General features: G+C 69.5%; 25 protein-coding genes and 1 pseudogene. 15 read left to right on the top strand and 11 right to left on the bottom strand.

Annotated features, from left to right (window positions below):
• Positions 1–109 precede the first annotated feature (109 nt).
• Positions 110–871 carry an SDR family NAD(P)-dependent oxidoreductase gene (locus HPF_RS05650; RefSeq protein ID WP_133156000.1) on the top strand — a complete coding sequence of 254 codons (762 nt, stop codon included), beginning with the start codon at positions 110–112 and terminating at the stop codon, positions 869–871.
• Positions 872–889: 18 nt separating this feature from the next.
• Here the strand turns inward: HPF_RS05650 and HPF_RS05655 are convergent, their stop codons facing one another.
• The gene (locus HPF_RS05655) at positions 890–2,059 is read right to left on the bottom strand and encodes an AAA family ATPase (RefSeq protein ID WP_165961656.1); all 1,170 of its coding nucleotides are present in this window, start codon (positions 2,057–2,059) and stop codon (positions 890–892) included.
• A gap of 58 nt (positions 2,060–2,117) precedes the next feature.
• The gene (locus HPF_RS05660; protein WP_066156280.1) at positions 2,118–2,720 is read right to left on the bottom strand and encodes a TetR/AcrR family transcriptional regulator; all 603 of its coding nucleotides are present in this window, start codon (positions 2,718–2,720) and stop codon (positions 2,118–2,120) included.
• A 103-nt stretch (positions 2,721–2,823) separates the two neighbouring features.
• On the opposite strand from HPF_RS05660, the gene HPF_RS05665 reads away from it, so the two are divergent.
• A complete protein-coding gene (locus tag HPF_RS05665) occupies positions 2,824–3,411 on the top strand; it encodes an NAD(P)H-dependent oxidoreductase (protein WP_133156001.1) in 588 nt (195 codons plus the stop codon).
• Positions 3,412–3,423: 12 nt separating this feature from the next.
• Here HPF_RS05665 and HPF_RS05670 read toward each other — a convergent pair whose 3' ends face one another.
• On the bottom strand, positions 3,424–4,086 hold the full coding sequence (locus tag HPF_RS05670) for a GntR family transcriptional regulator (RefSeq protein ID WP_133156002.1): 663 nt from the start codon (positions 4,084–4,086) through the stop codon (positions 3,424–3,426).
• Between the two features lie 35 nt (positions 4,087–4,121).
• Complete coding sequence (locus HPF_RS05675) at positions 4,122–5,858, bottom strand: thiamine pyrophosphate-binding protein (protein ID WP_133156003.1); 1,737 nt, start codon at positions 5,856–5,858, stop codon at positions 4,122–4,124.
• A gap of 108 nt (positions 5,859–5,966) precedes the next feature.
• Here HPF_RS05675 and HPF_RS05680 point away from each other — a divergent pair, with 108 nt between their 5' ends.
• Complete coding sequence (locus HPF_RS05680) at positions 5,967–7,520, top strand: class I adenylate-forming enzyme family protein (protein WP_133156004.1); 1,554 nt, start codon at positions 5,967–5,969, stop codon at positions 7,518–7,520.
• Here the strand turns inward: HPF_RS05680 and HPF_RS05685 are convergent.
• A complete protein-coding gene (locus HPF_RS05685) occupies positions 7,499–8,431 on the bottom strand; it encodes a LysR family transcriptional regulator (RefSeq protein ID WP_133156005.1) in 933 nt (310 codons plus the stop codon). The genes HPF_RS05680 and HPF_RS05685 overlap by 22 nt on opposite strands.
• 95 nt (positions 8,432–8,526) lie before the next feature.
• On the opposite strand from HPF_RS05685, the gene HPF_RS05690 reads away from it, so the two are divergent.
• Together HPF_RS05690 and ompA are read left to right on the top strand one after the other, a co-directional pair.
• Positions 8,527–9,537, top strand: a complete 1,011-nt coding sequence (locus HPF_RS05690; RefSeq protein ID WP_133158033.1) for a sodium-dependent bicarbonate transport family permease — start codon at positions 8,527–8,529, stop codon at positions 9,535–9,537.
• A 191-nt stretch (positions 9,538–9,728) separates the two neighbouring features.
• Positions 9,729–10,382 (top strand): outer membrane protein OmpA, encoded by a 654-nt coding sequence (gene ompA, locus HPF_RS05695; protein WP_066156300.1) that lies wholly within the window; start codon positions 9,729–9,731, stop codon positions 10,380–10,382.
• 28 nt (positions 10,383–10,410) lie between these two features.
• On the opposite strand, the gene HPF_RS05700 is transcribed toward ompA, so the two are convergent.
• The 3 genes from HPF_RS05700 to HPF_RS05710 form a co-directional block, all read right to left on the bottom strand.
• The gene (locus tag HPF_RS05700) at positions 10,411–13,014 is read right to left on the bottom strand and encodes a sensor histidine kinase (RefSeq protein WP_133156006.1); all 2,604 of its coding nucleotides are present in this window, start codon (positions 13,012–13,014) and stop codon (positions 10,411–10,413) included.
• A gap of 136 nt (positions 13,015–13,150) precedes the next feature.
• Positions 13,151–14,071 carry a ketopantoate reductase family protein gene (locus HPF_RS05705; protein WP_133156007.1) on the bottom strand — a complete coding sequence of 307 codons (921 nt, stop codon included), beginning with the start codon at positions 14,069–14,071 and terminating at the stop codon, positions 13,151–13,153.
• A 2-nt stretch (positions 14,072–14,073) separates the two neighbouring features.
• Entirely contained in the window at positions 14,074–14,367 is a 294-nt protein-coding gene (locus tag HPF_RS05710) for a hypothetical protein (RefSeq protein ID WP_066156304.1), read from the bottom strand.
• Positions 14,368–14,525: 158 nt separating this feature from the next.
• Between HPF_RS05710 and HPF_RS05715 the strand changes: the two genes are divergently transcribed.
• The 5 genes and pseudogenes from HPF_RS05715 (at position 14,526) to HPF_RS05735 (ending at position 19,515) form a co-directional block, all read left to right on the top strand.
• Positions 14,526–15,818: a GTP cyclohydrolase II gene (locus HPF_RS05715; RefSeq protein WP_133156008.1), complete on the top strand. Its 1,293-nt coding sequence runs from the start codon at positions 14,526–14,528 to the stop codon at positions 15,816–15,818.
• Positions 15,815–17,026 (top strand): URC4/urg3 family protein, encoded by a 1,212-nt coding sequence (locus HPF_RS05720; protein ID WP_133156009.1) that lies wholly within the window; start codon positions 15,815–15,817, stop codon positions 17,024–17,026. The genes HPF_RS05715 and HPF_RS05720 overlap by 4 nt, the downstream gene beginning before the upstream one ends.
• Positions 17,027–17,058: 32 nt before the next feature.
• A complete protein-coding gene (upp, locus tag HPF_RS05725) occupies positions 17,059–17,688 on the top strand; it encodes a uracil phosphoribosyltransferase (protein ID WP_133156010.1) in 630 nt (209 codons plus the stop codon).
• A 56-nt stretch (positions 17,689–17,744) separates the two neighbouring features.
• A complete protein-coding gene (locus HPF_RS05730; protein ID WP_133156011.1) occupies positions 17,745–18,191 on the top strand; it encodes an HIT family protein in 447 nt (148 codons plus the stop codon).
• A 34-nt stretch (positions 18,192–18,225) separates the two neighbouring features.
• A pseudogene (locus HPF_RS05735) lies at positions 18,226–19,515 on the top strand (amidohydrolase family protein).
• On the opposite strand, the gene HPF_RS05740 reads toward HPF_RS05735, so the two are convergent.
• The 3 genes from HPF_RS05740 to HPF_RS05750 all read right to left on the bottom strand — a co-directional run bounded on the left by HPF_RS05740 (position 19,487) and on the right by HPF_RS05750 (position 21,186).
• Complete coding sequence (locus HPF_RS05740; protein WP_066156320.1) at positions 19,487–19,753, bottom strand: DUF167 domain-containing protein; 267 nt, start codon at positions 19,751–19,753, stop codon at positions 19,487–19,489. The pseudogene HPF_RS05735 and the gene HPF_RS05740 overlap by 29 nt on opposite strands.
• A gap of 10 nt (positions 19,754–19,763) precedes the next feature.
• Positions 19,764–20,102 (bottom strand): zinc ribbon domain-containing protein YjdM, encoded by a 339-nt coding sequence (locus HPF_RS05745; protein WP_066156324.1) that lies wholly within the window; start codon positions 20,100–20,102, stop codon positions 19,764–19,766.
• A gap of 94 nt (positions 20,103–20,196) precedes the next feature.
• Complete coding sequence (locus HPF_RS05750; RefSeq protein WP_084397343.1) at positions 20,197–21,186, bottom strand: helix-turn-helix transcriptional regulator; 990 nt, start codon at positions 21,184–21,186, stop codon at positions 20,197–20,199.
• A gap of 111 nt (positions 21,187–21,297) precedes the next feature.
• On the opposite strand from HPF_RS05750, the gene HPF_RS05755 reads away from it, so the two are divergent.
• The 5 genes from HPF_RS05755 (at position 21,298) to HPF_RS05775 (ending at position 25,969) form a co-directional block, all read left to right on the top strand.
• The gene (locus HPF_RS05755) at positions 21,298–22,131 is read left to right on the top strand and encodes an SDR family oxidoreductase (protein WP_165961657.1); all 834 of its coding nucleotides are present in this window, start codon (positions 21,298–21,300) and stop codon (positions 22,129–22,131) included.
• A gap of 184 nt (positions 22,132–22,315) precedes the next feature.
• Complete coding sequence (locus HPF_RS05760; protein WP_079364663.1) at positions 22,316–23,212, top strand: transporter substrate-binding domain-containing protein; 897 nt, start codon at positions 22,316–22,318, stop codon at positions 23,210–23,212.
• Positions 23,213–23,250: 38 nt separating this feature from the next.
• The gene (locus HPF_RS05765) at positions 23,251–24,147 is read left to right on the top strand and encodes an amino acid ABC transporter substrate-binding protein (protein WP_133156013.1); all 897 of its coding nucleotides are present in this window, start codon (positions 23,251–23,253) and stop codon (positions 24,145–24,147) included.
• Between the two features lie 47 nt (positions 24,148–24,194).
• Complete coding sequence (locus HPF_RS05770; RefSeq protein ID WP_066156339.1) at positions 24,195–25,094, top strand: amino acid ABC transporter substrate-binding protein; 900 nt, start codon at positions 24,195–24,197, stop codon at positions 25,092–25,094.
• Between the two features lie 134 nt (positions 25,095–25,228).
• Positions 25,229–25,969: an amino acid ABC transporter permease gene (locus tag HPF_RS05775; RefSeq protein ID WP_079364666.1), complete on the top strand. Its 741-nt coding sequence runs from the start codon at positions 25,229–25,231 to the stop codon at positions 25,967–25,969.
• The last annotated feature ends 1 nt before the right edge of the window (position 25,970 follow it).

The following is a 25,970-nucleotide window of genomic DNA, read 5'->3' on the forward strand; positions in this document are numbered from 1 at the left end:
ATTGGTCTGGATTTCTGCACAGTCTAGACAGATTGATCTGGTTTATTCAATCCATGTCGATCAATAGACTGCGGGCCCTGTACCACCCCAGCCTTGAAAGGACACCGACATGACCACCCGACCCATCGCCCTCGTCACCGGGGGCAGCCGCGGCCTCGGCCGCAACGCCGCCCTGCAGCTGGCCACCCGTGGTTTCGACCTGATCGTCACCTACCGCCAGGGCGCGGCCGACGCGCAGACCTTGGTTTCCGAGCTGCAGGTGCGCGGGGCGACCGCGGTGGCGCTGCCGCTGGACCTGGGCGACAGCAACGGTTTTGCCGCCTTCGCCGACGCGTTGCGCACCGCCCTGCGGACCCACTGGCAGCGCGAGACCTTCGACGCCCTGCTCAACAACGCCGGCAGCGGGGTGCACGCATCGTTCGCCGAAACAACCGAGGCGCAGTTCGACGAGATGCTGCGCGTGCACCTCAAGGGCAGCTTCTTCCTCACGCAAGCGCTGCTGCCGCTGATCGCCGACGGGGGCCGCATCCTCAACGTGTCCTCCGGGCTGGCGCGCTTCTCGCTGCCGGGCTATGCCGCCTACGCGGTCATGAAGGGCGGCGTCGAGGTGCTGACGCGCTACCTGGCGCTGGAGCTGGGGCCGCGCCGCATCACGGTCAACACGGTGGCACCGGGGGCGATCGAGACCGACTTCGGTGGCGGTGCGGTGCGCGACAACGCGCAGCTCAATGCCCTGATCGCCGGGCAGACCGCGCTGGGTCGCGTGGGCCGGCCGGACGACATCGGCCCGGTGATGGCGGCGCTGCTGTCGGACGGGCTGGGCTGGGTCAATGGCCAGCGCATCGAGGCCTCGGGCGGCATCCACCTCTGAAGCCCCGGCACCCCCGGTTCAGCGCGGGCCGGGGGGCGGCGCCAGCAGCGCCTGCTTCTCCTGCCAGACCTTTCGCACGAAGGGGTCGGCGATGGTGTAGACGCCGTGGCTGGGCCGGATGATGAGCTGGGCGCCGACCATCTTGTCGACGACCTTCTGCACCTGCGAGGCGTCCACCGCGCTGCCGATGCGCTCGCTGTAGAAGGTCAGCGACTCGGCACCGAACAGACCCGAGATGCCCTGTTCGCCACCCGCGGCGATGCGCTCGAACACCGCCTTGCCGAGTTCGCCCAGGTCGTCGAAGGCCTTGAGGTCGGCGTCGGCCGCGGCGCCGGCCAGGGTGGCGCAGACGATGTGCCAGGCGGTGTCGGGGTCGGTGCCGCCCACCTGCTGCAGCTGGCGCAGCGCCTTGAGCAGCTCCTCCGGCCGGTGGCCCAGGGTCTGGAAGCCTTCCCAGGCGGCGTCCAGGCTGGGCAGGGTCAGGCCGGGCGCCGACGCGAGGCGGTCCAGCTGCCACTGCACGAAGTCCTTGCCGAGCACCTGGTAGGACGCCGAGAGCGCGCCCGCGAAGGGCTGCGCGCGCCGGCTCGTCATCTCGGCCAGCAGCGACTTGTGCGAGCCGGTGCCGATGAACAGGAAGCGACCGGGCGTGCCGGGCTTGGCGTTGACGGCGTCGCGCGCAGCCTTGAGCGCGTGCAGCAGGGCCTGGCCCTCGTCGGTGCCCAGGGTCTGCTGCACCTCGTCGATGATCAGCACCACGTTGGTCTTTGTCTTCGCGACCAGGGCCTCGAAGGCCTGGGCCAGCGTGCTGCCGCCGGGCTCGCCGATGCGGTCCAGCTCGATGTCCAGGCTGAGCCCGGCCGCGCCCAGGCGCAGGCCCCGCAGCCGCTTGAGCAGGGCCGAGCCCGGCGTCTGCAGCTGCAGCAGGGTCTGGCGCACCGCCTCGTGCACCAGGGCCGAGGGGCTCTTGGCCGGGTCGGCCCAGAGGTCCACGTAGATCACCAGCGCGCCGCGGGACTCCAGCGCGGGGATCAGGTCCTGGCGCAGGAAGGTGGTCTTGCCCACCCGGCGGATGCCCGAGAGGAACACGCCCGAGCGGGTGCTCTCGTCCAGCGGGCCGGGGTTGAGCAGCTGCTCGGCCATCTGGCCGGCGTAGAGGTCGCGGTGGAAGAGGCTGTCGGTGCTCATTGCCGGATATTAGTGGATTCGGATAATTATCTGAAACAGATAAAACAGGATGAACCACTCAGAGCGGCATCGGCGCCGGTCCCGCGCTGAAGGGGCCGAGCCAGGCCCGCAGGTAGGGCAGCAGCCGGTCCTTCATGGGCTTGTGCTGGTGCAGGGCGCAGAAGTGCAGCGCCAGGGTCTGCACCACCAGGGCTTGCAGCCCCTCGACCAGCAGCTCGACCGGCACGTCCCGGCGGAAATCGCCGGTCGCCAGCCAGGGGCCCCAGACCTGGCCCATGCGCTCGAAGGTGGTGGCGATGGGGCCGATCTCTTCCATCGCCGCGGCGCCCGAGCGGCGCAGGATCACGTCGAACACATAACGCTCCGACGCCATCAGCTCCAGCAGCGGCATCAGGCGCCGGGCCAGCTGTTCGGCGTTGCGGGGCGGGGCGGCGGCTGCCATGCGGTCGAGCTGGGCGTTGATGCGCTCGCCGATGAGCAGGTCCATCAGTTCGTCCTTGTCGTTGAAGTGGGCGAAGAAGGTGCCCTTGGCCACCCCGGCGCGCTGCACGACCTCGTCGATCCGCAAGGCCTCGAAGCCTTTTTCGGTCACCAGGGCCTGGGCAACCTCGGTGAGGCGGGCCCGCGTTTCAAGGGTTCTCTGCTGGACGGCTTTGCGCATGGCGGCACTGTGCCGCAGGTGTTGACCACAGTCAAATTTAAATTGACCGTGGTCAATAGTTGTGACTTAATTTGACCATGGTCATTTTCAAAGGAGATCGCACATGACCCGCATCCTGGTTCTCGACGGCCATCCGGCGCCGGCCTCCCTCTGCCGCTCGCTCGCGCAGCGCTACGCCGACGCGGCGCGCGAGGCCGGGCACGAGCTGCGGGTCGTCCACCTGCACGACCTGGACTTCGACGCCGACTTCGGTCTGGCGGGCTACGGGACCACCAAGCCGCTGGAGCCATCGCTGCAGAAGTTCCAGGACGACCTGGCGTGGTGCGGCCACTTCGTGCTGTTCACGCCGATGTGGTGGGGCGGCCTGCCGGCCCGACTCAAGGGCCTGTTCGACCGCTCGCTGCTGCCGGGCCAGGCCTTCGACACGCGCAACCCGAGCTGGACCGGCATGCCCCGGCCGCTGCTGACGGGGCGCAGCGCGCGGGTGGTGGTGACGTCCGACACGCCGTCGCTGTTCCTGCGCCTGCTCTACCGCAACGCGCTGGTCTGGCAGCTGCGCGGGCAGATCCTGCACTTCGTCGGTTTGCGGCCCGCGCGCTTCACGCTGTTCGCGCCGGCCAGCCATCCGAAGCCGGGCCGGGTGCAGCGCTGGCTGGAGGCGGTGGGGCAGTTGGGCGCGCGCGGGGCCTGAGGCTCGGCGGCTTCAGTCTGCTTCCTGCCGCAGCCGCTCGATCATGAAATCGGCGGCGTCCAGAATGTGGCGGCGCGCCAGGCGTTCGGCGGTGTCGCCATCACCGGCTGCCACCGCGGCCAGCAGGGCTTCGTGCTGGTCCCAGATGTCGCGCGGCTTGTCGTCGCGCATCAGCACCTCGCCCATCACGCGCTGGGTCTGCGTCCAGTGCGTTTCCATCGAGGGGGCCACCAGCGGGTTGCCCGAGAGCGCGTAGATGACACCGTGGAAGGCCATGTCGGCCGCGATCATCTCGGTGTAGGACCCGCTGGCCACCGCCTGTCGGCCGGCGCGGATCAGCGCCGGCCCCTGCCGGGCCGCCGCCCTGGCGTTGCGCTCGGCGGCGTTCCGGAAGGCCAGGCCTTCGATGACGGCGCGCACCTCGTACATGTGGCGCACGTGGTCCAGGTCCAGCGGTGCCACCTGCAGGCCGCGGCCGGGCGCGTCGATCAGAACGCCCTCCTTGCGCAGCAGGGTCAGCGCCTGCTGCACCGGTTGGCGCGAGATGCCGAGCTGGTGCGCCAGCTGCTCCTGGATGATGCGTTCGCCGTGGCGCAGTTGGCCCGAGGCGATGCTGGAGATAATCGAACGGTGGACCTGTTCGACCAGGCTGGGCGCGGACTGCAACGGCTTCATGGGCCCAATGGTAGTGGTCGCCGGACGCCCGGCTTTCAGGCCCCTGCGCGCCAGCGCCGTTCGGCCTCGTCCCAGGCGGCCAGGGCCTGCAGGTCGGGCACCCAGGCCAGGCCGCTCTTGGCGTCCGACGACGCAGCTTCGGGCGTGACCACCACGTCCAGCAGGGCCGGGCGGCCGGCGCGCAGCTCGGCCAGGGCGCGGGCGATCGCGCCGTCCAGGTCCTCGGCCTTCTCCACCCGCTCGCCGTGCATGTGGAAGGCGCGCGCCATGGCCGCGTGGTCGGCGAATTGCAGCTGTGTGCCGACCACCTTGCCGTGGGTTTCCTGCTGGTCGCGCACCTCGATGGCCCAGGAGCCGTTGTTGGCCACCACGATCAGCACCGGCGCCTTCTGACGTACCGCGGTGTCGATCTCCATGGCGTTGAAGCCGAAGGCTCCGTCGCCTGTGGCCACCACCACGGTGCGGCCCGGACAGGCCAGGCTGGCCGCAATGCCGAAGGGTGTGCCGACACCGATGCAGCCCAGCGAGCCGGGGTCGAGGTAGGTGCTGGCGGGCAGGCCGACACGTGCGAACGAGAGGAAGTCGCCGCCGTCGGCGACCACGATGGCATCGGGCGGAAGGGCCTCGCGCAGCGCGGCCAGCACGCGGTTGGGGTGCAGGCGGCCGTCGTTGCCGCTGCGCGCGTCCTTCATGGACTGCTCCAGCTTGGCCGAGCGCTGGCGGTGCTGCTCGCGCAGGCCGGCCAGCCAGGCGCCGTCGCTGGCGGGCACGGTGGCGGGGGCAGCGTCCACGATGGCCTGCAGCGCCAGCCCGCAGTCGGCCAGCACCTCGACCGTGCCCCGGCGGTTGTCGCGCAGTTCGGCGGCGCAGTCGGCGATGCGCAGGAACTGGGCGTCGCCAAAGACCGCGGGGGAACCGAAGGCCAGCTGGAAGTCGAGCCGGCGGCCGACGGTGATCACCAGGTCCGCCTGGCCCATGACCGCGCCGCGCATTGCAGCGACCACGCTGGGGTGGTCGTCGGGCACCAGGCCCTTGCTCTCGCCGGTGTCGAGGTAGGCCGCGCCGAACTTCTCCAGCAATGCGCACAGGGCGGGGCCGGCGCCGCGCGCGCCGCGGCCCGAGATGAACAGCGGGCGTTTTGCTGCCCACAGCAGGTCCACCGCCGCCTGCACCGCCTGCGGGTGCGGCGGTGCGGGCAGGGCGGCGGGCGGTGCGAACACCTCGGGCAGCTGCATGCGCACCGCCACGTCGGCGCGCAGCGTGTCGATGGGAAAGTCGAGGTAGACCGGGCCGGGTTCGCCGCCTTCGCCCAGCGCACGGGCGGCGGCCTCGGCCAGTTCCTGCGGCACCAGGTCGGGGTGGCGCACGGTGCGCGCGTAGCGGGTGAGGCTGCGCACCAGCTCGGTGTGCACGATGTCCTGCAGCGCGCCGCGGTTCTCCTGCGGCGTGGGTGGCAGGCCCGAGAGCACCAGCACCGGCGCCTTGGCGACGTGGGCGTTGGCGATGCCGGTCATGGCGTTGGTGACGCCCGGCCCAGCCGTGACCAGGGCCACGCCCAGGGTGCCGGTCAACTGCGCCTCGGCGTGCGCCATGTAGACGGCGGCGCGTTCGTCGCGCACGTCCACGATGCGGATGCCCTCGGCGTCCAGCCGCATCCAGATCGGCATGACGTGCCCGCCGCAGAGGGCGTAAACGCGGCGCACGCCGCGCGCCTTGAGGAACCGTGCGATGACGGCGGCGGCGGACTGCTCGCCGATCGGGGGTGGGGCCATGTTTGTCTCCGGGGGGATTGACGAAATTGAATTCTGAATTCAGAGTTCAAATAAATCAAGCCAGGATTCACCCGGAATCGCCCCCAGCCATCACCCAGGAGACCGCCCATGGGCCCTTTGCTCACCATCGCCGACGCCGTGGCCACGCACGCCCGGCTCACCCCGCACAAGCTCGCGGTGCGCGACTCGCGGCGCCGACTGACCTATGCCGAGTGGGACGCGCGCGCCTCGCGGCTGGCGGCCGGCCTGCTGGGGCTGGGCCTGGCCCCGGGCGACCGCGTGGGCGTGATCGCGCACAACCGGCTGGAGTGGATGGAGATGTACGCTGGCATGGCGCGCGCCGGGCTGGTGGTGGTGCCGCTGAACTTCCGCCTGACCGGGCCGGAGATGGCCTACATCCTGGACCACGCCGAGGTGGGCGCAGTGATCGCGGGCCCCAACTTCTGCGCCATGCTGGACGGCATCCGGGCCGATCTGCCGGTGCCGGCCGACCGCTACGTGGTGCTGGGCGAGGCCGCCCCGGCGGGCTGGGCGGCTTACGAGGCGCTGCTGGCCGGCGCGCGCACGGACACGGTGTTTCCGGTGGTGGCGCCGGAGGACATGTGCGCACTCATGTACACCTCGGGCACCACCGGCCGCCCCAAGGGCGCGGTCCGCGCGCACGCCGGCAGCACGCTGATCGCGCTGGCCACGGCGCTGGAGATGGGCTTTACCCGCGACGACACGGCCCTGCTGGTGATGCCGCTGTGCCACGCCAACTCGCTGTACTTCGGCACCACCTTCGTGCACCTGGGCGCGACCATCGTGATCGACGACCGGCCCAGCTTCGACGCCGAAGCGGTGCTGAAGACACTGGCACAGGACCGCGTGACCTTCACCTCGCTGGTGCCCACGCACTACATCATGATGATGGCCCTGCCCGACGCGGTGAAACAGGCCTGCGACCTGAGCGCCGTGGGCAAGCTGATGATCTCCTCGGCCCCGGCGCGGCCCGAGACCAAGCGCGGGATCATGAAGCTGTTTCCCAACGGCAAGCTCTACGAGCTGTACGGCTCGACCGAGGCCGGCTGGGTCACGCTGCTGCGGCCCGACGAGCAACTGAGCAAGCTCGGTTCGGTGGGGCGCGAATGGGCGGGCAGCGGGGCTATCCGGCTGCTCGACCACGAGCGCAACGAGGTGCCGGACGGCGAGGTGGGCGAGCTGTTCTCGCGCACCGCCTATGTGTTCGACGGCTACTGGCGCAACCCCGAGAAGACCGCCGAGGCGATGGACGCCCACTGGTGTTCGGTGGGCGACATGGCGCGGCGCGACGAGCAGGGCTACATCTGGCTGGTGGACCGCAAGAGCAACATGATCATCAGCGGCGGCGAGAACGTGTACCCGTCGGAGGTGGAGGCCGTGATCGGCCAGCACCCCGCGGTGCGCGACGTGGCGGTGGTGGGCGTACCACACGACAAGTGGGGCGAGACGCCGCTGGCGGTGGTGGTGCTGCACCAGGGGTCGGAGGCAACCGAGGCGATGTTGCGCGACTGGTGCCGCGAGAAGCTGGCGGGCTTCAAGTGCCCGTCGCGCATCGTTTTCGTGGATGAAACCGAGATGCCTCGAACCGCCACCGGCAAGGTGTTGCACCGTGTCCTGCGTCAGCGTTTCCTGCCGGCCTGAGTCTTCTCCAGGCCGACCGCCCACTGCGCCGCGCTCCCCAGCAGGTGCTCACGGAACACCTGCGCGATGGGCGACAGCTGCTTGGCGCGCGGGTGCACCAAGTGCCACTGTGAGCGGATCGGAAACCCGCTGACCGGCAGCAGCACCAGGTCGCGGCCGATCTCCTCGGCCTTGAGCGCGTGGCGCGAGACGATGCCCACGCCCAGGTGGCCGGCCACGGCTTCCTTCAGCGCCTCGTTGCTGCCCAGCTCCAGCGTGAGCGCGGGTGCGAAGCCGGCCGCGGCGAAGTGCCGCTCGGTCGCCAGCCGGGTGCCCGAGCCGCGTTCGCGCAGGATGAAACGTTCACCCGCCAGCGACGGCAGCGCCACGCGCTGGCGCTGCGCGAGCGGGTGGCTGGCGGGCGCGATCAGGTGCAGCGGGTTGTCCAGGAACACCTGGTCCTGCAGGTCGATGTCGGCCGGTGGCTGGGACATGACGTAGAGGTCGTCGCGGTTCTCGCGCAGGCGCTGCACCACACCGTCGCGGTTGAGCACCTCCAGCGCGATGTCGATGCTCGGGTGCTGTTCGCAGAAGCCACCAAGCAGGCGCGGCACGAAGTACTTGGCGGTGCTGACCACGGCCACGCTCAGGCGCCCGCGGGTCAGGCCCTTCATGGCGCTGACCTGCTGGCCGAAACGTTCCCATTCGCCGGCGATGGCTCGCGCAGTCTGCGCCAGCTCGCGGCCGGCCTCGGTGAGAAAGACCTTGCGGCCGATCACCTCGTACAGCGGCAGGCCGATGGACTCGGTGACTTCGCGCAGCTGCATGGACGCGGTCGGCTGCGTCACGTGCAGGGCGCGCGCGGCGGCGCTGACGCTGCCGGTGTCGGCCAGCGCCAGGAACAGGCGCATCTGGCGGAAGGTGATGTTCATAGATTTTTATCTATGTTGTGTCGCACAAAAATCGATTTTACTGAATGCATTCCGGTCGCCACAATCCGCGCCCAACCAAGGAACGTCTCATGAACCTGCACAACCTGGTCGATCCGGCCATCCTGTTTTTTGTGATCGGCGTGCTGGCCGGCCTGGTCCGCTCGAACCTGGAAATCCCGCCGGCCATTTCCCGATTTCTCTCGATGTACCTGCTCATGGCGCTCGGCCTCAAGGGCGGGTTCGCGCTTGCGGCCTCGGGCCTGAATGCGCAGGTGGTGGCGGGGCTGGGCATCGCCGTGGTGCTGGCGGTGGTGGTGCCGCTGATCGGCTACACGCTGCTGCGGCGCTGGGTCTCGGGCTTTGACGCGGCGGCGCTGGCCGCCACCTACGGCTCGGTCAGCGCGGTGACCTTCATCACCGCCACCGGCCACCTGGACAAGATCGGCCTGCCCTACGGCGGACACATGGCCGCGGCCATGGCGCTGATGGAGTCGCCCGCCATCGTGCTCGCGGTGCTGATGGCCAACCGCCTGCGCCAGCAGCAGACGGCGCCGGCCGGAGTCGTGCTGGGCGGCGGTGCGGCGGTGCTGGGCGGGCCCCCGGGGGGAGGCGTGTCCACCGACTGGCGCAAGCTGCTGCACGAGTCCTTCACCGATGGCTCGCAGCTGCTGCTGATCGGCGCCATGGTGGTGGGCGTGATGACCGGCGAGGCCGGGCGCGAGGCCATGCAACCGTTCTCGGGCGATCTGTTCAAGGGCATGCTGGCCTTCTTCCTGCTCGACATGGGCCTGATGGCCGCGCGCAACCTGCCGGGCCTGCGCGGGCGTTCGCCGGTGCTGCTGGCCTACGGCGTGCTGGCGCCGCTGCTGCACGCCTCGCTGGCCTGGGCCCTGGCGCGCACCGCCGGCCTGCCCGCGGGCGACACCGCGCTGCTGATGACGCTGGCGGCCAGCGCGTCCTACATCGCGGTGCCGGCGGTGGTGCGCTACGCGATACCGGAGGCCAACCCGTCGCTGTACTTCGGCCTGTCGCTGGGGCTGACCTTCCCGCTCAACCTGCTGCTGGGCATTCCGCTGTACACGCACCTGGCGACGACGCTGCCCTGAGCAAAGGTGGTGAATGTGCGGGGGGCCGTGGGAGCGGCCATGGCGTGTTGTCCTACACGCGCATGCGGCGCTTTCCGATGCGGGCGGAGGGGGACGAAAACCAGAATGGGTTCACTCGGCAGGGAAGAGGACCGACCCGCCAGAGTCCTTCCAACCACGCTCCCCTGGAGCTTCGAGAAAAGGAACCACCCATGAACAAGCGCAACCTCCCCCGCACGCTGCTGCTGGCCGCCACGGTCAGCCTGGCCTCTGCCGCCGGTGCCCAGACGGTCGACAACTGGACCAATGGCGACGGCTCGCTCGCCTGGCGCAACGGCACGAACGAGCTGTGCTGGCGCAACAGCAACTGGACGCCGGCCACCGCCCACCCCGACTGCGACGGCGCCATCAAGCCGCCGCCTCCGCCCGCCCCCGTGGCGCAGGCGCCTGTCCCGGCACCGGTGCCTGTGCCAGCTCCCGCACCAGCCCCCGCTCCTGCGCCAGCCCCGGTGCAGGCGATGACCTTGCAGGCCGAGACCCTGTTCGATTTCGACAAGGCGGTGCTCAAGCCGGCCGGCAAGGCCGCGCTCGACGGCCTGGTGGCCGAGCTGTCGAAGGTGAACGTCGAAACCATCATCGCCGTGGGCCACACCGACGCCACCGGCACCGAGGCCTACAACCAGTCGCTGTCGGTGCGCCGCGTCGGTGCGGTGAAGGCCTACCTGGTGAGCAAGGGCGTGCCGAGCGAGCAGATCAAGACCGAAGGCCGCGGCGAGTCGCAGCCGGTGGCGTCCAACCAGACCCGAGAGGGCCGCGCCCAGAACCGCCGCGTGGAGATCGAGGTGGTGGGCACGCAGAAGCCCTGAGGACGGAGGCCGGAGACCGACCCAGGTGTCAGGCCTCGGCCCGCAGCGTGAAGCAGAAGCGCGCGCCCTGGCCGGGCGCCGCCTGCACCGTGATGCGGCCGCCGTGCCGGTCCACGATGCGGCGCACCGTGACCAGACCCACCCCGGTGCCCTGGAACTCGCTGGGGTGGTGCAGGCGCTGGAAGGGCTCGAACAGGTGGCCGGCCTTGGTCATGTCGAAGCCGGCGCCGTTGTCGCACACACAGAAGCCGCTCAGACCGTCGACCGTGTCCCTGCAGAAGCGGATGTGCGCCCGGGGTGTCCGGGCGCTGTACTTCCAGGCGTTGTCCAGCAGGTTGACCAGCAGGGCTTCGGCCAGGGCCGCGTCGCAGTCGGCCTCCAGGCCGGGTTCCACCTCCACCACCACCTGGCGCGCCGGTTCGGCCGCGGCCAGCTCCGCCAGGCGCCGCGCAGCGATGGCCGACAGGTCGACGCGGCTGCGGTCCAGCGGCTTGTTGGTGTGGTGCGAGAGGGCCAGCAGGCCTTCGATGAGTTCGCCCATGCGGCGCGTGCCGTCCTGGATGCGCTGCAGGTGCTGGCGCCCCTCGTCCCCCAGCAGACCCGCAAACTCGTCCAGCAGGATCTGCGCGAAGCCGTTGACCGTGCGCAGGGGTGCGCGCAGGTCGTGGGTGACGGCGGCGGCGAAGGCGTCGAGTTCCCGGTTGGCCGCGCTGAGCTCGGCCGTGCGCTCGACGACGCGCTGCTCCAGCTCGGTGTTGAGGCGGCGGATCTCCTGCGCCGCACGCTCGCGCTCGGTCAGGTCCTGCACATAGGACACGCGGCGCACGGGGCGGCCGTCGGCGTCGCGCAGCACCGTGAGGTCGATCAGCACCGGGAAGATGCGGCCATCGCGTGTGATGTGCTCGGTTTCGAAGACCATGTGGTCGTTCACATACGCCTGCTCCAGAGCGGCCCTCAGGCCGGGCAGGGCGCGCTCGGGGTACAGGCTGGCGACCGGCAGGCCGGTCAGCTCCCGGGCGGTGTAGCCCCGCTGCTGCGCGAAGGTGGGGTTGGCGGCGATGAGGGTTTCGGTTCGCACATCGGAGATCAGCAGTCCGACCTCGCTGTGCTCAAAGGCCTCGGCCCACAGGCGCAGGCCGGCCTCGGCCTTGCGGCGTTCGGTCAGGTCCTGGAACGACACGAGCATGCCGTCGGGCAGGGCAATGCCGCCGGATTCGGCGATGCAGGTGCTGCCGTCATAGCAGCGCAGCTCGTATTCGGCGGTGGGCAGCGCCATGGGCGTCTTGCCGATGTGTGGCAACGCGTTCTGCCAGCGTTCGCGGGCCGCTTCCCGGGCCGGCCCCTCCGGGAAGGCCTGCACGAACCACTGGTCCACATGGGGCACGTGGCGGATGTCGTAGCCGAGCAGCTGTGTGAAGCGGGCATTGAGCAGCAGCACCTGGCCGTCCGCAGCCACAAAGGCCATCGCCACCGGCGCATGGTCGAACAGCATCTGGAAGCGCTCGCGGCTTTCGCCCAGTGCGTTCACCAGGCGGGCCATGGAGCGGGCAAACACGGCGACCTCACCGCTGCCCGCCACCTCCGGCAGGCTCACCAGCGGGCGGTTCACGTCGAGGTCGGCCACGGCCTGGCTCAGGCGCTCCATGGGGCGCAGCTTGCGGCCCATGGCCCACCAGGTGATCCAGGAGAACATCAGCGCCGACACCAGGCCCACGGCCAGCGCGCGCCAGCCCATGCGCCGGGCGTCGGCGAAGGCGGTCGCTTCGTCCAGCCGCACCAGCACCGTCCAGCCCAGGCCGGGGTAGGGGTGCGTGCCCAGGGCCGGCGCGGCGGCCGTGAGGTAGCGCCGGCCGTCGGGCCAGGTTTCGATCGCGGTGCCCACACGGCCCGCCTTCGAACCGGTGAACACCGTGAGCGACGACAGGTTGGTCGCGTCGCGGGCGGGCAGCGTGGGGCTGCCCACGATGACTTCGCCGTCCCGGTTGACCAGCAGCATCTCCAGCCCTGGCACGTCCAGCTGGTCCAGCAGCTGGTGGCGCACCTGGTAGGCCCAGTCCAGGCTGAGGTGGGTGGCGAGCACGCCGATGAAGTGTCCCTGGCGGTCGAGCAGGGGCAGCGAAATGTCCATCAGCCGCAGCGGCAGCTCGTCCAGCTCGGGCGGGGGCAGCAGCTTGCCCAGCAGCACGGCGTCGTGGATGTCTTCCTGGTGCAGGCGCTGCCGGCCGCCGATGAACCACGAGCGCTGCGACACATCCGCGCCGTTGATGCGCGGTTCTGTGCTGGCCAGAATGCGGCCCTGCGTGTCGGTGATGCCGATCCAGGCGTAGAAGGGATAGATGGCTTTCTTGGTCAGGAGCAGGGCCTGCTTGTCCTGCGCGGCCCGTTGCGGGTCGCGCAGGCGCTCAAGGCTGGCAATGAAGCGCAGCTCGGTGGTGCGCGCGTGCATGTCCTGGTCGAGCTGCGAGGCCATGCGGGTGACCAGGATGCGCTGCAGCCGGAACTGGTCGGCTTCGATCTGCTGCCGCACCAGGTGCGTGGTGAGCAGCACATAGCCCACCGCGCCGGCCACGGCCAGGCCACCGATGAGCAGCACCAGCTGCAGCCGAAGACTGTTGCGCAGACCAGAAGACACGTTGATGCGGTGAGGGCGGAGGCTCCGCCGCGGTGATCGGAGAAGGGCTTGTAACCCGGGAGGGGCCGTTGTACAAGATCCTGCCCGGCGCTCCCCGAATGCCCTTGTCAGAATTGACGGTGCGCGATGGATGTCGTCAGCGGAGCGTGGCGGCTTCCACCAGTTTCACCACCGCCCACAGCACGCGGTTGGCGGGGGTGGGCACGCCCAGGGCCTCGCCGCGGCGCACGACGTGGCCGTTGAGGTGGTCGATCTCGCTGGGCTTGCCGCGCATCAGGTCCTGCGCGGTGGACGAATACTGGCTGGGCATGGTCTCGGCGATGCGGCGCACGGCGGCGTCCACGTCGCCGGGCAAGGTCACGCCGTCGGCTGCGGCCACCGCGCGGCACTCGGCCACCACGTCGCGCATGGTGTCCTGCACCCCGGGTTGCTGCACCAGTTCGCCGTAGGGGATGCGGCCCACGGCCGAGAGCGCGTTGTAGGCGCAGTTGAGGATGAGCTTGGCCCAGAGCGCGCCGCGCACGTTGTCGCTGATCTCGGTGGGCACGCCTGCGGCGGCCAGCGCCTGTACCACCCGTTCGCTGGCGGTTGAGGGTTCGATGACGAGTTCGCCGCGGCCGTGGTGCCGCAGGTGGCCGGGGCCGGCCATCTCGGTGGCCACATAGACCACGGCGGCGGCCACCTGCACGCCCGTCAGCACGGCGCGCAGGCGTTCGGCGTTGTCCACGCCGTTCTGCAGGCACAGCACCAGGGCACCGGGCTTCAGGTGCTCGCGCATCTGCGCGCCCGCCGTTTCCGTGTCGGGCGACTTGACCGCGAACAGCACCAGGTCGGCGCCGGCCACCGCCGATGCCTCGGTGCTGGCGTGCAGCTTCACCGTCTCGTCGAAGGCCAGGGTCTGCATGCGCAGGCCTTGCGCCTCGAACACCTGCACGTGCTGCGGCCGGCCGATGAGGGTGACGCGGTGGCCGGCGCGCGCGAGCATGCCGCCGTAGAAGCAGCCGACGGCACCGGCACCGAGCACGGCGACCTGGAGCGGTGCGGTCGGCGTGCTCATGGTCAGATCGCGAGCAGTTTGCAGATGGCCGCGATGTGGGCCGGCGTCGGCTTCTCGGGCGGCATCTCGTCCTCGGCCGCGCTGGCGTCTTCGTGCGCCTGGATGGCCGCGACCAGCGCGTACTGGTTGTCCCAGGTCAGGGTCTTGCCCTCGGGGCACATGTCGCGCAGGGTGCCGAACCAGTAGTAGCCGTCCTTGCCGCCAAAGAGCTGGTCGATGCCGGCCGCGTCGCCGGACTTGAGGCCGGCGCCGCTGAGGATGAGCTTGAGCTTGTGGTGGGAGACGGCGTAGTGCATGAAAGTGGCCAGAAAGAGGGGGAGGGCCGGGATTGTACGGAGGGCCGCCGGGTGGACGGCTGGCATCGGCCTTGCTACAACGGAAACGGGTGTCGGCAGCGGCCACCCGCCGCTGCCGCCGGTTCGCCCGCCACGGGCTTTCACCACAGGACCTGTCCATGTCCGCAGACGCTTCCCAGCCTTCCGGCGAGGCCCCGGCCTCGGCCCAGACGCCGCACCCGCGCCACATCCGGCTCACCTCGCACTCGGGCGGTTTCGGTGCCCTGCCGATCGTCTGGGGCGCGGCCACGGCGCGCGAGCGCGGCCCGGTGGTGGGCACCACCACCAACCGCGCGCACCGCAACGTCATCGGCACGCACAGCGGCAGCTACAGCGTCTACCGTGCGCTGGCGGTGGCGGCCGGCGCGCTAAAGCGCGAGCACAAGGCCGACCTGACCAACACCGCGCCCACCGACGTGATCGGCCCCTACCCGCAGTGGGCCGATCCGACCAAGATCGTCAGCCTGGACCCCTGGGGCGCCGAGGTGGCCGACGTGTACGCGCAGGAGCTGGCCGCGGGCTACGACATCCGCCCGACCATTGCCGTGACCAAGGCCCATGTGCTGCTGCCCGAAGTGATCGACGCCGTGCAGAAGGGGCGTCTGAAGCCGGATGGCCAGCTGCTGACCGCGGGCGGTGCGGCAGTGGTGACCAAGGTGGCGGTCGAGCCGGTGTGGTACCTGCCGGGCGTGGCGAAGCGCTTCGGCTGCAGCGAGGCGGATTTGCGCCGCGTGCTGTTCGAAGAAACCGGCGGCATGTACCCGGAGCTGGTCACGCGCTCCGACCTTGAAGTCTTCCTGCCGCCGATTGGCGGGCAGACGCTCTACATCTTCGGCCACCCGCGCGACCTGGCCAACCCGGCCGTCACGCTGACCGCGCGCGTGCACGACGAATGCAACGGCTCGGACGTGTTCGGCTCCGATATCTGCACCTGCCGGCCCTACCTGACACACGCCATCGAGGAATGCATCCAGGGTGCGCAGCGCGGCGGCGTGGGCCTGGTGGCCTATTCGCGCAAGGAAGGCCGGGCGCTGGGCGAGGTGACCAAGTTCCTGGTCTACAACGCGCGCAAGCGCCAGGTGGGCGGCGACACCGCCGACCAGTACTTCGCCCGCACCGAGTGTGTGGCCGGCGTGCAGGACATGCGCTTTCAGGAACTCATGCCCGACGTGCTGCACTGGCTGGGCATCACCAAGATCCACCGGCTGGTGTCGATGAGCAACATGAAGTACGACGCCATCACCGGCTCGGGCATCGAGGTCGGTGAACGCATCAACATCCCGGACGAGCTGATCCCGGCCGACGCGCGGGTGGAGATGGACGCCAAGATGGCGGCCGGCTACTTCACGCCCGGTGTGGTGCCTGATGCCGAGGAGCTGAAAAAGGCCAAGGGCCGGGGGCTGGGGGCATGAGCGCGGCCCGCCTGCTGCGGTCGACGACGGCCGTCCGCGCCCGCGCGCGCCAGCTGCTGGCCCGCGCACGCGAAGGCGCCTCCGAGCACTTTGTGGTGAGCGGCACCGCGCTGGCCGGTGCTGCGCGCAGCGTGGCCCAACTCACGCGCGAGCGCTACCCCGACGGCCGCATCCCGTACCACAGCCGCTGGCGTCATTTCGAGGCCGGTGGCGTGGACCGGCGTGCCCTGCTGGACGCCGCGCTGGGCGACGTGGACGCGGCCACACGGGCGCGTGCGCAGATCGATCTGGTGGTGGTGAGCGTGCTGCTGGACGCGGGCGCGGGCGCCGACTGGTCGTACCGGGAAGCCGCCAGCGGCCAGCGCTTCGCGCGCTCCGAAGGCCTGGGCGTGGCGAGCTTCCATGCCTTCCTGGCCGGCCTGTTCTCCAGCGACCCGCAGCGGCCGCTGCGGGTGGACGCGGCCGGTCTGAGCGCCGTGACGGCCGATCGGCTGGCCACCGCCCTCCAGGTGGGTGGCGGCAACCCGCTGGTGGGACTGGAGGGGCGCGCCGCGCTGTTGCGCCGGCTGGGCGAGGCGCTGGCCGCGCAGCCGGCGGTGTTCGGTGCCCAGGGCCGGCCCGGTGGCCTGTTCGACGCACTGACCGCGCAGGGCGGTGGTGCGGTGGCCGCGCACGACATCCTGGTGCTGCTGCTGGACACGCTGTCCGGCATCTGGCCGGCGCAGAACACCATCGATGGCGAACCGCTGGGCGACTGCTGGCGCCACCCGGCTGTGGCCGGCGAAGGGCTGACCGCGGGATGGATGCCCTTCCACAAACTGTCTCAGTGGCTGACCTACTCGCTGCTCGAACCCTTTGAATGGGCGGGCGTGCGCGTGACCGGCCTGGACGCCCTGACGGGGCTGCCCGAATACCGCAACGGCGGCCTGCTGATCGACGCTGGCGTGCTGCGCCCGCTGCCGCCCGACTGGGCCACGCGCGCCTGGCAGGCGGGCGATACCTTCATCGTCGAATGGCGCGCGCTCACCGTGGCGCTGCTGGACGAACTGGCGCCGCTGGTGCGCGCCGAGCTGGATCTGAGCGAGCAGCAGATGCCCCTGGCCTGCGTGCTCGAAGGCGGCACCTGGGCCGCCGGCCGCCTGCTCGCGCAGCGCCAGCGCGGTGGGCTGCCGCCGCTGAACATCGTCAGCGACGGCACGGTTTTCTGACCCTTTCCATCACCACAACAAAGGCCTCCACCATGAGCAACGTCCACGTCGTGAACCACCCGCTGGTGCAGCACAAGCTCACGCTCATGCGCAGCAAGACAGCGAGCACCAACAGCTTCCGCCGCCTGCTCAACGAGCTGTCCATGCTCATGACCTACGAGGTCACGCGCGACATGCCCATGCAGGACCTGGTGGTGGAAACGCCGCTGGAGACCATGACGGGCAAAGTCATCGATGGCAAGAAGCTGGTCTTCGTGTCCATCCTGCGCGCGGGCAACGGCATCCTGGACGGCATGCTCAGCGTGGTGCCGGGTGCGCGCGTGGGCCACATCGGCCTCTACCGCGACCCCAAGACCCTGACCGCGGTGGAGTATTACTTCAAGATGCCGCCCGAGATGCACGAGCGCGACGCCATCGTGGTGGACCCGATGCTGGCCACCGGCCACTCCGCCATCGCCGCCATCGACCGCCTCAAGGAATGCAACCCGAAGTCCATCAAGTTCGTCTGCCTGCTGACCTGCCCGGAAGGCCTGGCCGCGATGGAGAAAGCCCACCCGGACGTGCCCATCTACACCGCGGCCATCGACCGCCAGCTCAACGATCACGGCTACATCCTGCCGGGCCTGGGCGACGCCGGCGACCGCATCTTCGGCACGCAGTGAGCGCGGCGCCGAGGGGCCGGCTGCTACCATGACTGCGACCCTTGAGGAGCCTGTACATGCCCATGTTCATCGACACCTCGCCACCCGGCCAGTGCATTTTTTGCCGGCTGGTCAGTGGCGACATTCCTTCGGCCAAGGTGTACGAAGACGCGCTGACCATCGCCTTCATGGACCTGGGCCAGGTCAATCCCGGCCATGTGCTGGTGGCAACCCGTCGCCACGCCGCGACCCTGCTGGACATCACCGCCGAAGAAGCCGCCGCCGTGATGCAGACGGCGCAGCGCGTGGCGCGGGCCGTTCAGGCGGTGTTCGATCCGCCGGGCCTCACCCTGCTGCAGGCCAATGGCCGCGAAGGCGACCAGACCGTGTTCCATTTCCACCTGCACGTGGTGCCGCGCCATGGCGGCGATGGCATCGCCCTGAGCTGGCCGCGCAAGGAGCCGGGCGCCGAGGTGCTGCGCGGGTATGCCGAGCGGCTTCGGGCCGTGCTCGTGACGGCATGAACGCCAGGCCGCCAACGGCCGGACGGACATTGCTATGCTCGACCTGCTGATCACCCACGCCACCCTGCTCGACGGCCGCACCGACATGTCGGTCGCCGTGCAGAACGGCCGCATCGTCGACGTGGCCGAAGGCCTGCAGGCCCCCGCGCAAACGACCGTGGACGCGGCGGGGCAACTGCTGAGTCCGCCGTTCTGCGACCCCCACTTCCACATGGACGCGACGCTGAGCCATGGCCAGCCGCGCGTGAACCAGAGCGGCACCTTGCTCGAAGGTATTGCGCTCTGGGGCTAACTCAAGCCGCTGCTGACCGAAGAGGCGCTGGTCGAGCGCGCGCTCGCTTACTGCGACTGGGCGGTGGCCAAAGGCCTGCTGGCCATCCGCAGCCATGTGGACACCAGCGACCCCAGCCTGCTGCCGGTGCGCGCGATGCTCGAAGTGAAATCGCGCGTCGCGCCCTACCTGGACCTGCAGTTGGTCGCCTTCCCGCAGGACGGCGTGCTGCGAACGAAGGGCGGTCTGGACAACCTGACGCGCGCCCTGAATCTGGGTGTGGACGTGGTCGGTGGCATCCCGCACTTCGAGCGCACTTCTGAACAGGGGGCGCAAAGCGTGAAGCTGCTGTGCGAACTCGCCGCCGAACGCGGCCTGCCGGTGGACATGCACTGCGACGAGAGCGACGACCCGCTCTCGCGCCACATCGAGACGCTGGCGTACGAAACACAGCGTCTGGGCCTGCAGGGGCGCGTCAACGGCTCCCACCTGACGTCCATGCACAGCATGGACAACTACTACGTGAGCAAGCTGATCCCGCTCATCGCCGAGGCCGGTGTGAGCGCGGTGGCCAACCCGCTGATCAACATCACGCTGCAGGGCCGCCACGACACGTACCCGAAGCGCCGCGGCATGACCCGCGTGCCCGAGCTGATGGCGGCCGGCGTGACGGTGGCCTTCGGTCACGACTGCGTGATGGACCCCTGGTACTCGCTGGGCAGCGGCGACATGCTGGAGGTGGCCCACATGGGCCTGCACGTGGCGCAGATGACCAGCCAGGCCGGCATGCGCCAGTGCTTCGATGCGGTGACGGTGAACGCGGCGCAGGTGATGGGGCTGGCGGGTTATGGCATCGAGAAGGGCCGGGACGCGAGCTTCGTGCTGCTGCAGGCGCGCGACCCGGTGGAGGCGATCCGCCTGCGCGCGACGCGTCTGAAGGTGTGGCGCCAAGGGAAGCTGCTGGCGCAGACCGCGCCCACCGAAGCGCAGCTATCGCTGCCCGGCCGGCCGGGCAGCACCGCGTTCATGCCGCCGCGAGCAGCCGGCGGTTGAGTTCGGCGTCGTCCACGCCGGCCACCTCGACCCGCTTGGTGCGGCCCGACGCGCCGAGCTCGATGCTGATGGCCGACTTGGGCACGCCGAACACCTCGGCGAGAAAGCCGATCAGCGCCTTGTTGGCCGCGCCATCGACCGGCGGCGCCTTGAGCTGGATCTTGGGTTTGCCGTCGTGCAGGCCGACGCACTGCGTCTGCTTCGCACCAGGCTGGCAGTAGACGACGATCTTGCCCACGAACAGCGACTCAGCTCTTCTTGACGAACTCGGACTTGAGCTGCATCGCGCCGAAGCCCTCAATCTTGCAGTCGATGTCGTGGTCGCCCTCGACCAGGCGGATGTTCTTGACCTTGGTGCCGACCTTGATGACGGCCGACGAACCCTTGAGCTTGAGGTCCTTGACCAGGGTCACGCTGTCGCCGTCGGCCAGCAGATTGCCGAACGCGTCCTTCCAGACCCTGGCTTCTTCTGCGGGTTCGTCACCGCCGGCCTTGTTCCACTCATGGGCACATTCGGGGCAGATGTAGAGCGCACCATCCTCGTAGGTGAACTCGGACTGGCATTTCGGGCAGCGGGGCAGGGTCATGGTGTGGAGGGCGTGGGGGCGGAACAGCGCCTGGGCGCAAAGGCCGACACTGTACCCCTACGGGTTGTAGCCCCCACGCTCCGCCGCCGAGTGTTCAGGAGGCCTCCTGGATGCGCCACTCGGTCTGCCGGTCGGCCGTGTCCCGCTCCCGGAACTGGCGCGGCGACTGGCCAGTGGTGCGCTTGAACACCTTGGAAAAGCCGAACGCGTCCTGGTAGCCCACGGCCTGCGCCACCTGCTCCAGCGTCTGCCGTGTCTCGGCCAGCAGCTGCATGGCCTTCTGCATGCGCAGCGTGCGCAGGTGGTTCAGCGGCGTGTCGCCCATGGCGCTGCGAAAGCGCTCGGCCAGCGCCGAGCGCGACAGGCCCACCTGCTGGCCCAGCTCGTCCAGCGTCCAGCCGTGGCCCAGGTTGCCGTGCATCAGGGTGAGCACCTGGCGGATCGGCCGGTCGGCGATGGCGTGGTGCCAGCCCGGCACGCCGGGGTTCTCGCGGGCGGCGATCTCGCGCAGCGCGAAGGCGAACAGCGCGTCCAGCAGTCCGTGGGTGGCCGAGGTCGCGCCCAGCGCCTGGTCGCCCAGCTCGCGGTCCAGCAGGCCCAGCGTCAGCGGCACCGCCGACAGCTGGGGCAGGCTGTGGCCGCGCACCACAAACCAGGGCGGCAGGCTGCGCAGGAAGGGGTGCAGCGGGTCGTGCCAGAGCTGGTAGGCGGCGCTGATGACCTGGGTGGGCGCGGCCGGGTCGCGGGCGGGCGGGCTGTCGTGCAAGCGGTCATGGTCGCTCTCGGCCAGGTCGCTGCCCACGAAGCGCGCGATCGGCACCGTGGTGCTGCGGGCGGGCGGCTCGCGGTCCAGCGAGAGCAGGTGCACGCAGCCGCGCGCCATCAGCACCAGGTCACCGGCCTGCAGCTCCAGCGGCCCGTCGAGATTGGGTGCGTGCACGAAGGCGCGGCCGCGCGTGACCGCGTGCAGGCCGAAGCTGCGTTCGCAGGGAAAACGCAGTGCCGCCTCGGGCGTGAGCCCGTGCAGGTCGAGCAGGCGCCGCCGCAACCCGGCGACATGGAGGATGTCTGAGAGTATGTCCATGGAGCCTTATTTTATGGACGATCAGACATGAATGTTGGAATTTCATGCATTCCAGTTCAGGTTCATCGGAAACACACTGGAGGCCTTCGCAACACACACAGGAGATTTTTGATGACCACCACCCTCGTGACCGGCGCCAGCGGCCAGATCGGTACCACCCTCGTTGACCTGCTGTCGGCCCAGGGCCAGACCGTGCGCCGCGCCACCAGCCGCGCGCCCTCCCAACCCGGCGAGGTGCAGGTCAACCTCGCCACCGGCGAAGGCCTGGCGGCCGCGCTGGCCGGCGTGGACCAGCTGTTCCTGATGGCGCCGCCCGGCTACGCCAACCAGCACGAGCTGCTGATCCCCGCCATCGACGCGGCCAAGGCCGCCGGCGTGCGCAAGGTGCTGCTGCTGTCTGCGATGGGTGCGAATGCCGACGACAGCATTCCGCTGCGCCGTGCCGAGCTGCACCTGGAGCGTTCGGGCCTGGCCTGGAACGTGATCCGCCCCAACTGGTTCATGCAGAACTTCCACACCTTCTGGCTGCACGGCATCCAGACCCAGGGCCAGATCTTCCTGCCGGTGGGCGCCGCCAAGGGCAGCTTCATCGACACCCGCGACATCGCCGCCGTGGCCGCGAAGCTGCTGTCGTCGGACGAGTTCGTCAACGCCGCGCACGACCTCACCGGCAGCGAAGCGCTGGACCACAACCAGGTGGCGGCCATCCTGTCCAAAGCGGCGGGCCGGATCATCGGCTACACCGACATCCCGGAAGACGCGATGCGCCAGGGCCTGCTGGGCGCGGGCCTGCCGGCCGACTACGCCGAGTTCCTGCTGGTGATCCTGGGCGCTTTCAAGGCCGGATTTGCCGAGCGCATCACCGACGGCGTGCAGCGCATCACCGGGCGCGCGCCGATCCGCTTCGAGCAGTACGCGCAGGACTTCAAGGCGCACTGGGCCTGAAGGACCCGCATCTGAAGGGCGGGGGTCGGAAATCCGTCTGCCGTCCGCTGGCGGCGGTCGGATTTCCGTTCGCGCCCCGGCCCTGAAGACCGGTTTCAGGGCCACAAACCCGGTCTGGAGGGGCGGAACCGAGGGTTTACACCGACTGGCACGTCCCTTGCGCCATGGGCGGCACACTGCGCCCATGAAACCCCTTCGCCACCTCCCCCTTCTGCTGCTCCTGCCCCTGGCCCTGACCGCGCGGGCCGAGCCCTCAGGTCTGCCGACGCTGGAGAAGATTTCGCGCACGGCCACCATCAGCCTGGGCCACCGCGAGTCCTCGGTGCCCTTCTCCTACTACGACAGCAAGCGCCAGGTGGTGGGCTATTCGCACGACCTGATGCTGGCGGCGGTCGAGCGCATCCGCCGTGAACTCAAGCTGCCCGCGCTGGCGGTCAAGCTGGTGCCGGTGACCTCGCAGAACCGGATTCCGCTGGTGCAGAACGGCTCGGTCGATCTGGAGTGCGGCTCCACCACCCACAACCGCGAACGCGCGCGCCAGGTGGCGTTCTCGGTGTCCATCTTCGTGACCAGCTCGCGCCTGCTCACGCGCCATGGCTCGGGCATCGAGGAGCTGGCCGACCTCAAGGGCCGCCGCGTGGCGGTGACCGCTGGCACCACCAGCGAGCGCTCGCTGCTGCTGCACGCCGAGGCCACCGGCACCCGCTTCGACATCCTCAAGGTCAAGGACCACGGCGACGGTTTCAACAGCGTGCAGGATGGCCGTGCGGCGGCCTTCCTGATGGACGAGGCCATGCTCTACGGCCTGCGCGCCAAGGCCGACCGGCCCGGCGACTGGCGCGTGGTCGGCCAGCCGATGGCGGCCGAGGTCTATGCCTGCATGCTGCGCAAGGACGACCCGCGCTTCAAGGCGCTGGTGGACCGCAGCCTGACCGAGCTGATGCAGTCGGGCGAGGCGCTGAAGATCTACCGCCGCTGGTTCCAGTCGCCGATTCCGCCCAGGGGGCTCAACCTCAACTGGCCCGCGCCCGAGGCGCTGCTGGAGCTGTACCGGTCGCCCAACGACCGGCCGCTGGGCTGAGCCGTCCATTCCTCCACCCTTCCACCAACAACACCGCCATGCCACTCACCCGGTCCCTCGCCCGTTGTGCGCTCGCCTTGCTGGCCGCCGCGCTGGTCCAGCCGTCGATGGCCGGCCCGGTGCTGGACCGCATCAAGTCCAGCGGCACTGTGGTGATCGCCCACCGCGAATCGTCGGTGCCGTTCTCCTTTGTCGACCCGGACGGCAAGCCGGTGGGTTACGCGGTGGACCTGTGCCTGAAGCTGGTGGACGCGCTGCGCCGCCAGATGGCCGCGCCCGATCTGAAACCCCGCTTCGTGATGGTGACGCCGGCCAACCGCATCGCCATGATCGAAGAGGGCAAGGCCGACCTGGAATGCGGCTCGACCACCAACAACGCCGAGCGCCGGCAGAAGGTGGCTTTCACCGTGCCGCACTACATCGCCGGGGCGCGCTACCTCGTGCGGGCCGACAGCCCGGTGGACGTGATCCGCGACTTCAAGGGCCGCACCGTGGTCTCGACCAAGGGCACCACGCCGCTCAAGGCAGTGACGCAGGCCAACAACGAGTACCAGCTCGGCATCCGCGTGGTGGAAGCGCCGGACCATGCGCGCGCGGTCGACATGGTGGCCGCCGCCGAGGCCGACGGCTTCGCGATGGACGACGTGCTGCTCTACGGCCTGGTGGCCGGGCGGCCCGATCCCGGCAAGTTCAAGGTGGTGGGCAAGTTCCTGACCATCGAGCCGCTGGCCATCATGTTCTCGCGCAGCGACGCCGAGTTCAAGAAGCTGGTCGACGACGAGATGAAGCGCCTGATCCAGACACGCGAGGCCCATGTGGTCTACGAGCGCTGGTTCCAGAAGCCCATCCCGCCGGCCAACCGCAGCCTCAACCTGCCCATGAACTACCTGCTCAAGGACTTCTGGAAGTACCCCACCGACCAGGTGCCGGGCTGACCTCCAGCGGTGATTCCAGTTTCCCCAACCCACTCGAAGGAGTAACCATGAAGAAGACCCTGTTGGCCGTGGCCGCCGTGCTCGCCGCCTCGACCGCAATGGCCCAGACCACCGACACGCTCAAGAAGATCAAGGACAGCGGCAGCATCACCCTGGGGGTGCGCGAGTCCTCCGGCCTGTCCTACACCATCGGCAACGGCAAGTTCGTGGGCTTCCACACCGAGATGGCCGAGCGCGTGATCGCCGACCTGCAGAAGCAGCTGGGCCTGGCCAAGCTGGAAGTGAAGTACCAGCCGGTGACCTCGCAGAACCGCATCCCCCTGGTGCAGAACGGCACCGTCGACCTGGAGTGCGGCTCCACCACCAACAACGCGGCCCGCCAGAAGGACGTGTCCTTCGCCGTGACCACCTACGTGGAAGAAGTGCGCATCGCCGTCAAGGCTAACTCGGGCATCAACTCCATCGCCCAGCTCAGCGGCAAGAAGGTCGCCACCACCACCGGCACCACCTCGGTCCAGACCCTGCGCAAGCACGAGCGTGCGACCAACGTGAACTTCGAAGAGGTGTTCGGCAAGGACCACGCCGACAGCTTCCTGCTGCTCGAATCCGGCCGCGCCGACGCCTTCGTGATGGACGGCTCCATTCTGGCCGCCAACATCGCCAAGTCCAAGAACCCGGCCGACTACAAGATCGTCGGCGAGGTGCTGTCGGTCGAGCCCATCGCCTGCATGCTGCGCAAGGACGACGCCGCCTTCAAGAAGGCCGTGGACGACTCCATCAAGAACCAGATCAAGGACGGCTCGCTGGCCAAGCTGTACGACAAGTGGTTCATGCAGCCGATCCCGCCGGCCAACGCCAAGATCGGCCTGCCGCTGTCGGAAGCCACCAAGGCGGCCTGGGCTGCGCCCAACGACAAGCCGATGGAAGACTATTCCGTCAAGAAGTAAGGCCCCCACGCTTCGCCGCTGCGCGGGTCGCTGCCCCCCGAGGGGGCTGACCCGGCTTGGGGCGGCCCGGCGCCGGGTCGGTCACTCTCCGGCGTCGGGTTTGTTTTTTCTTCTGTTGAACCTGGGGATTCACCATGGCTACATGGGATTGGCAGGTGTTCTGCAAGGACACCATCGACGGTGAGGTCCGTCCGCGCTGCTTCGGCGAGGGTGGCGACATCACCTACCTGGACTGGCTGCTCTCGGCCTGGGGCTGGACGCTCTCCGTCGCCCTGTTGGCGCTGGTGGTCGCGCTCGTGGTCGGTTCGGTCATGGGCATCTTCCGCACCACGCCCAGCAAGGCGCTGGTGGCCATCGGCAACGCCTGGACCGAGCTGTTCCGCAACATCCCGCTGCTGGTGCAGGTCTTCCTCTGGTACCACGTGCTGCCGGCGCTGGTGCCCGCGCTCAAGAACTTTCCCAGCTTCATCCTGGTGGTGTTCGCGCTGGGCTTCTTCACCTCGGCGCGCATCGCCGAGCAGGTGCGCGCCGGCATCCAGAGCCTGCCCAAGGGCCAGCGCTACGCGGGCCTCGCCATGGGCCTGACGCTGACCCAGACCTACCGCTACGTGCTGCTGCCGATGGCGTTCCGCATCGTCATCCCGCCGCTGACCAGCGAGAGCATGAACATCATCAAGAACTCGTCGGTGGCCTTCGCAGTGTCCATCGCCGAGCTGACCATGTTCGCCATGCAGGCGCAGGAAGAAACCTCGCGCGGCATCGAGGTCTACCTCGCCGTCACCGGCCTGTACTTCATCTCCGCCTTCGTCATCAACCGCATCGCCCTGTTCATCGAACACCGGGTGCAGGTGCCCGGCATGATCGGAGGCCACTGAC

It is taken from the genome of Hydrogenophaga pseudoflava, assembly GCF_004353865.1.
GTDB classification, from domain to species: Bacteria; Pseudomonadota; Gammaproteobacteria; order Burkholderiales; family Burkholderiaceae_C; genus Hydrogenophaga; species Hydrogenophaga pseudoflava.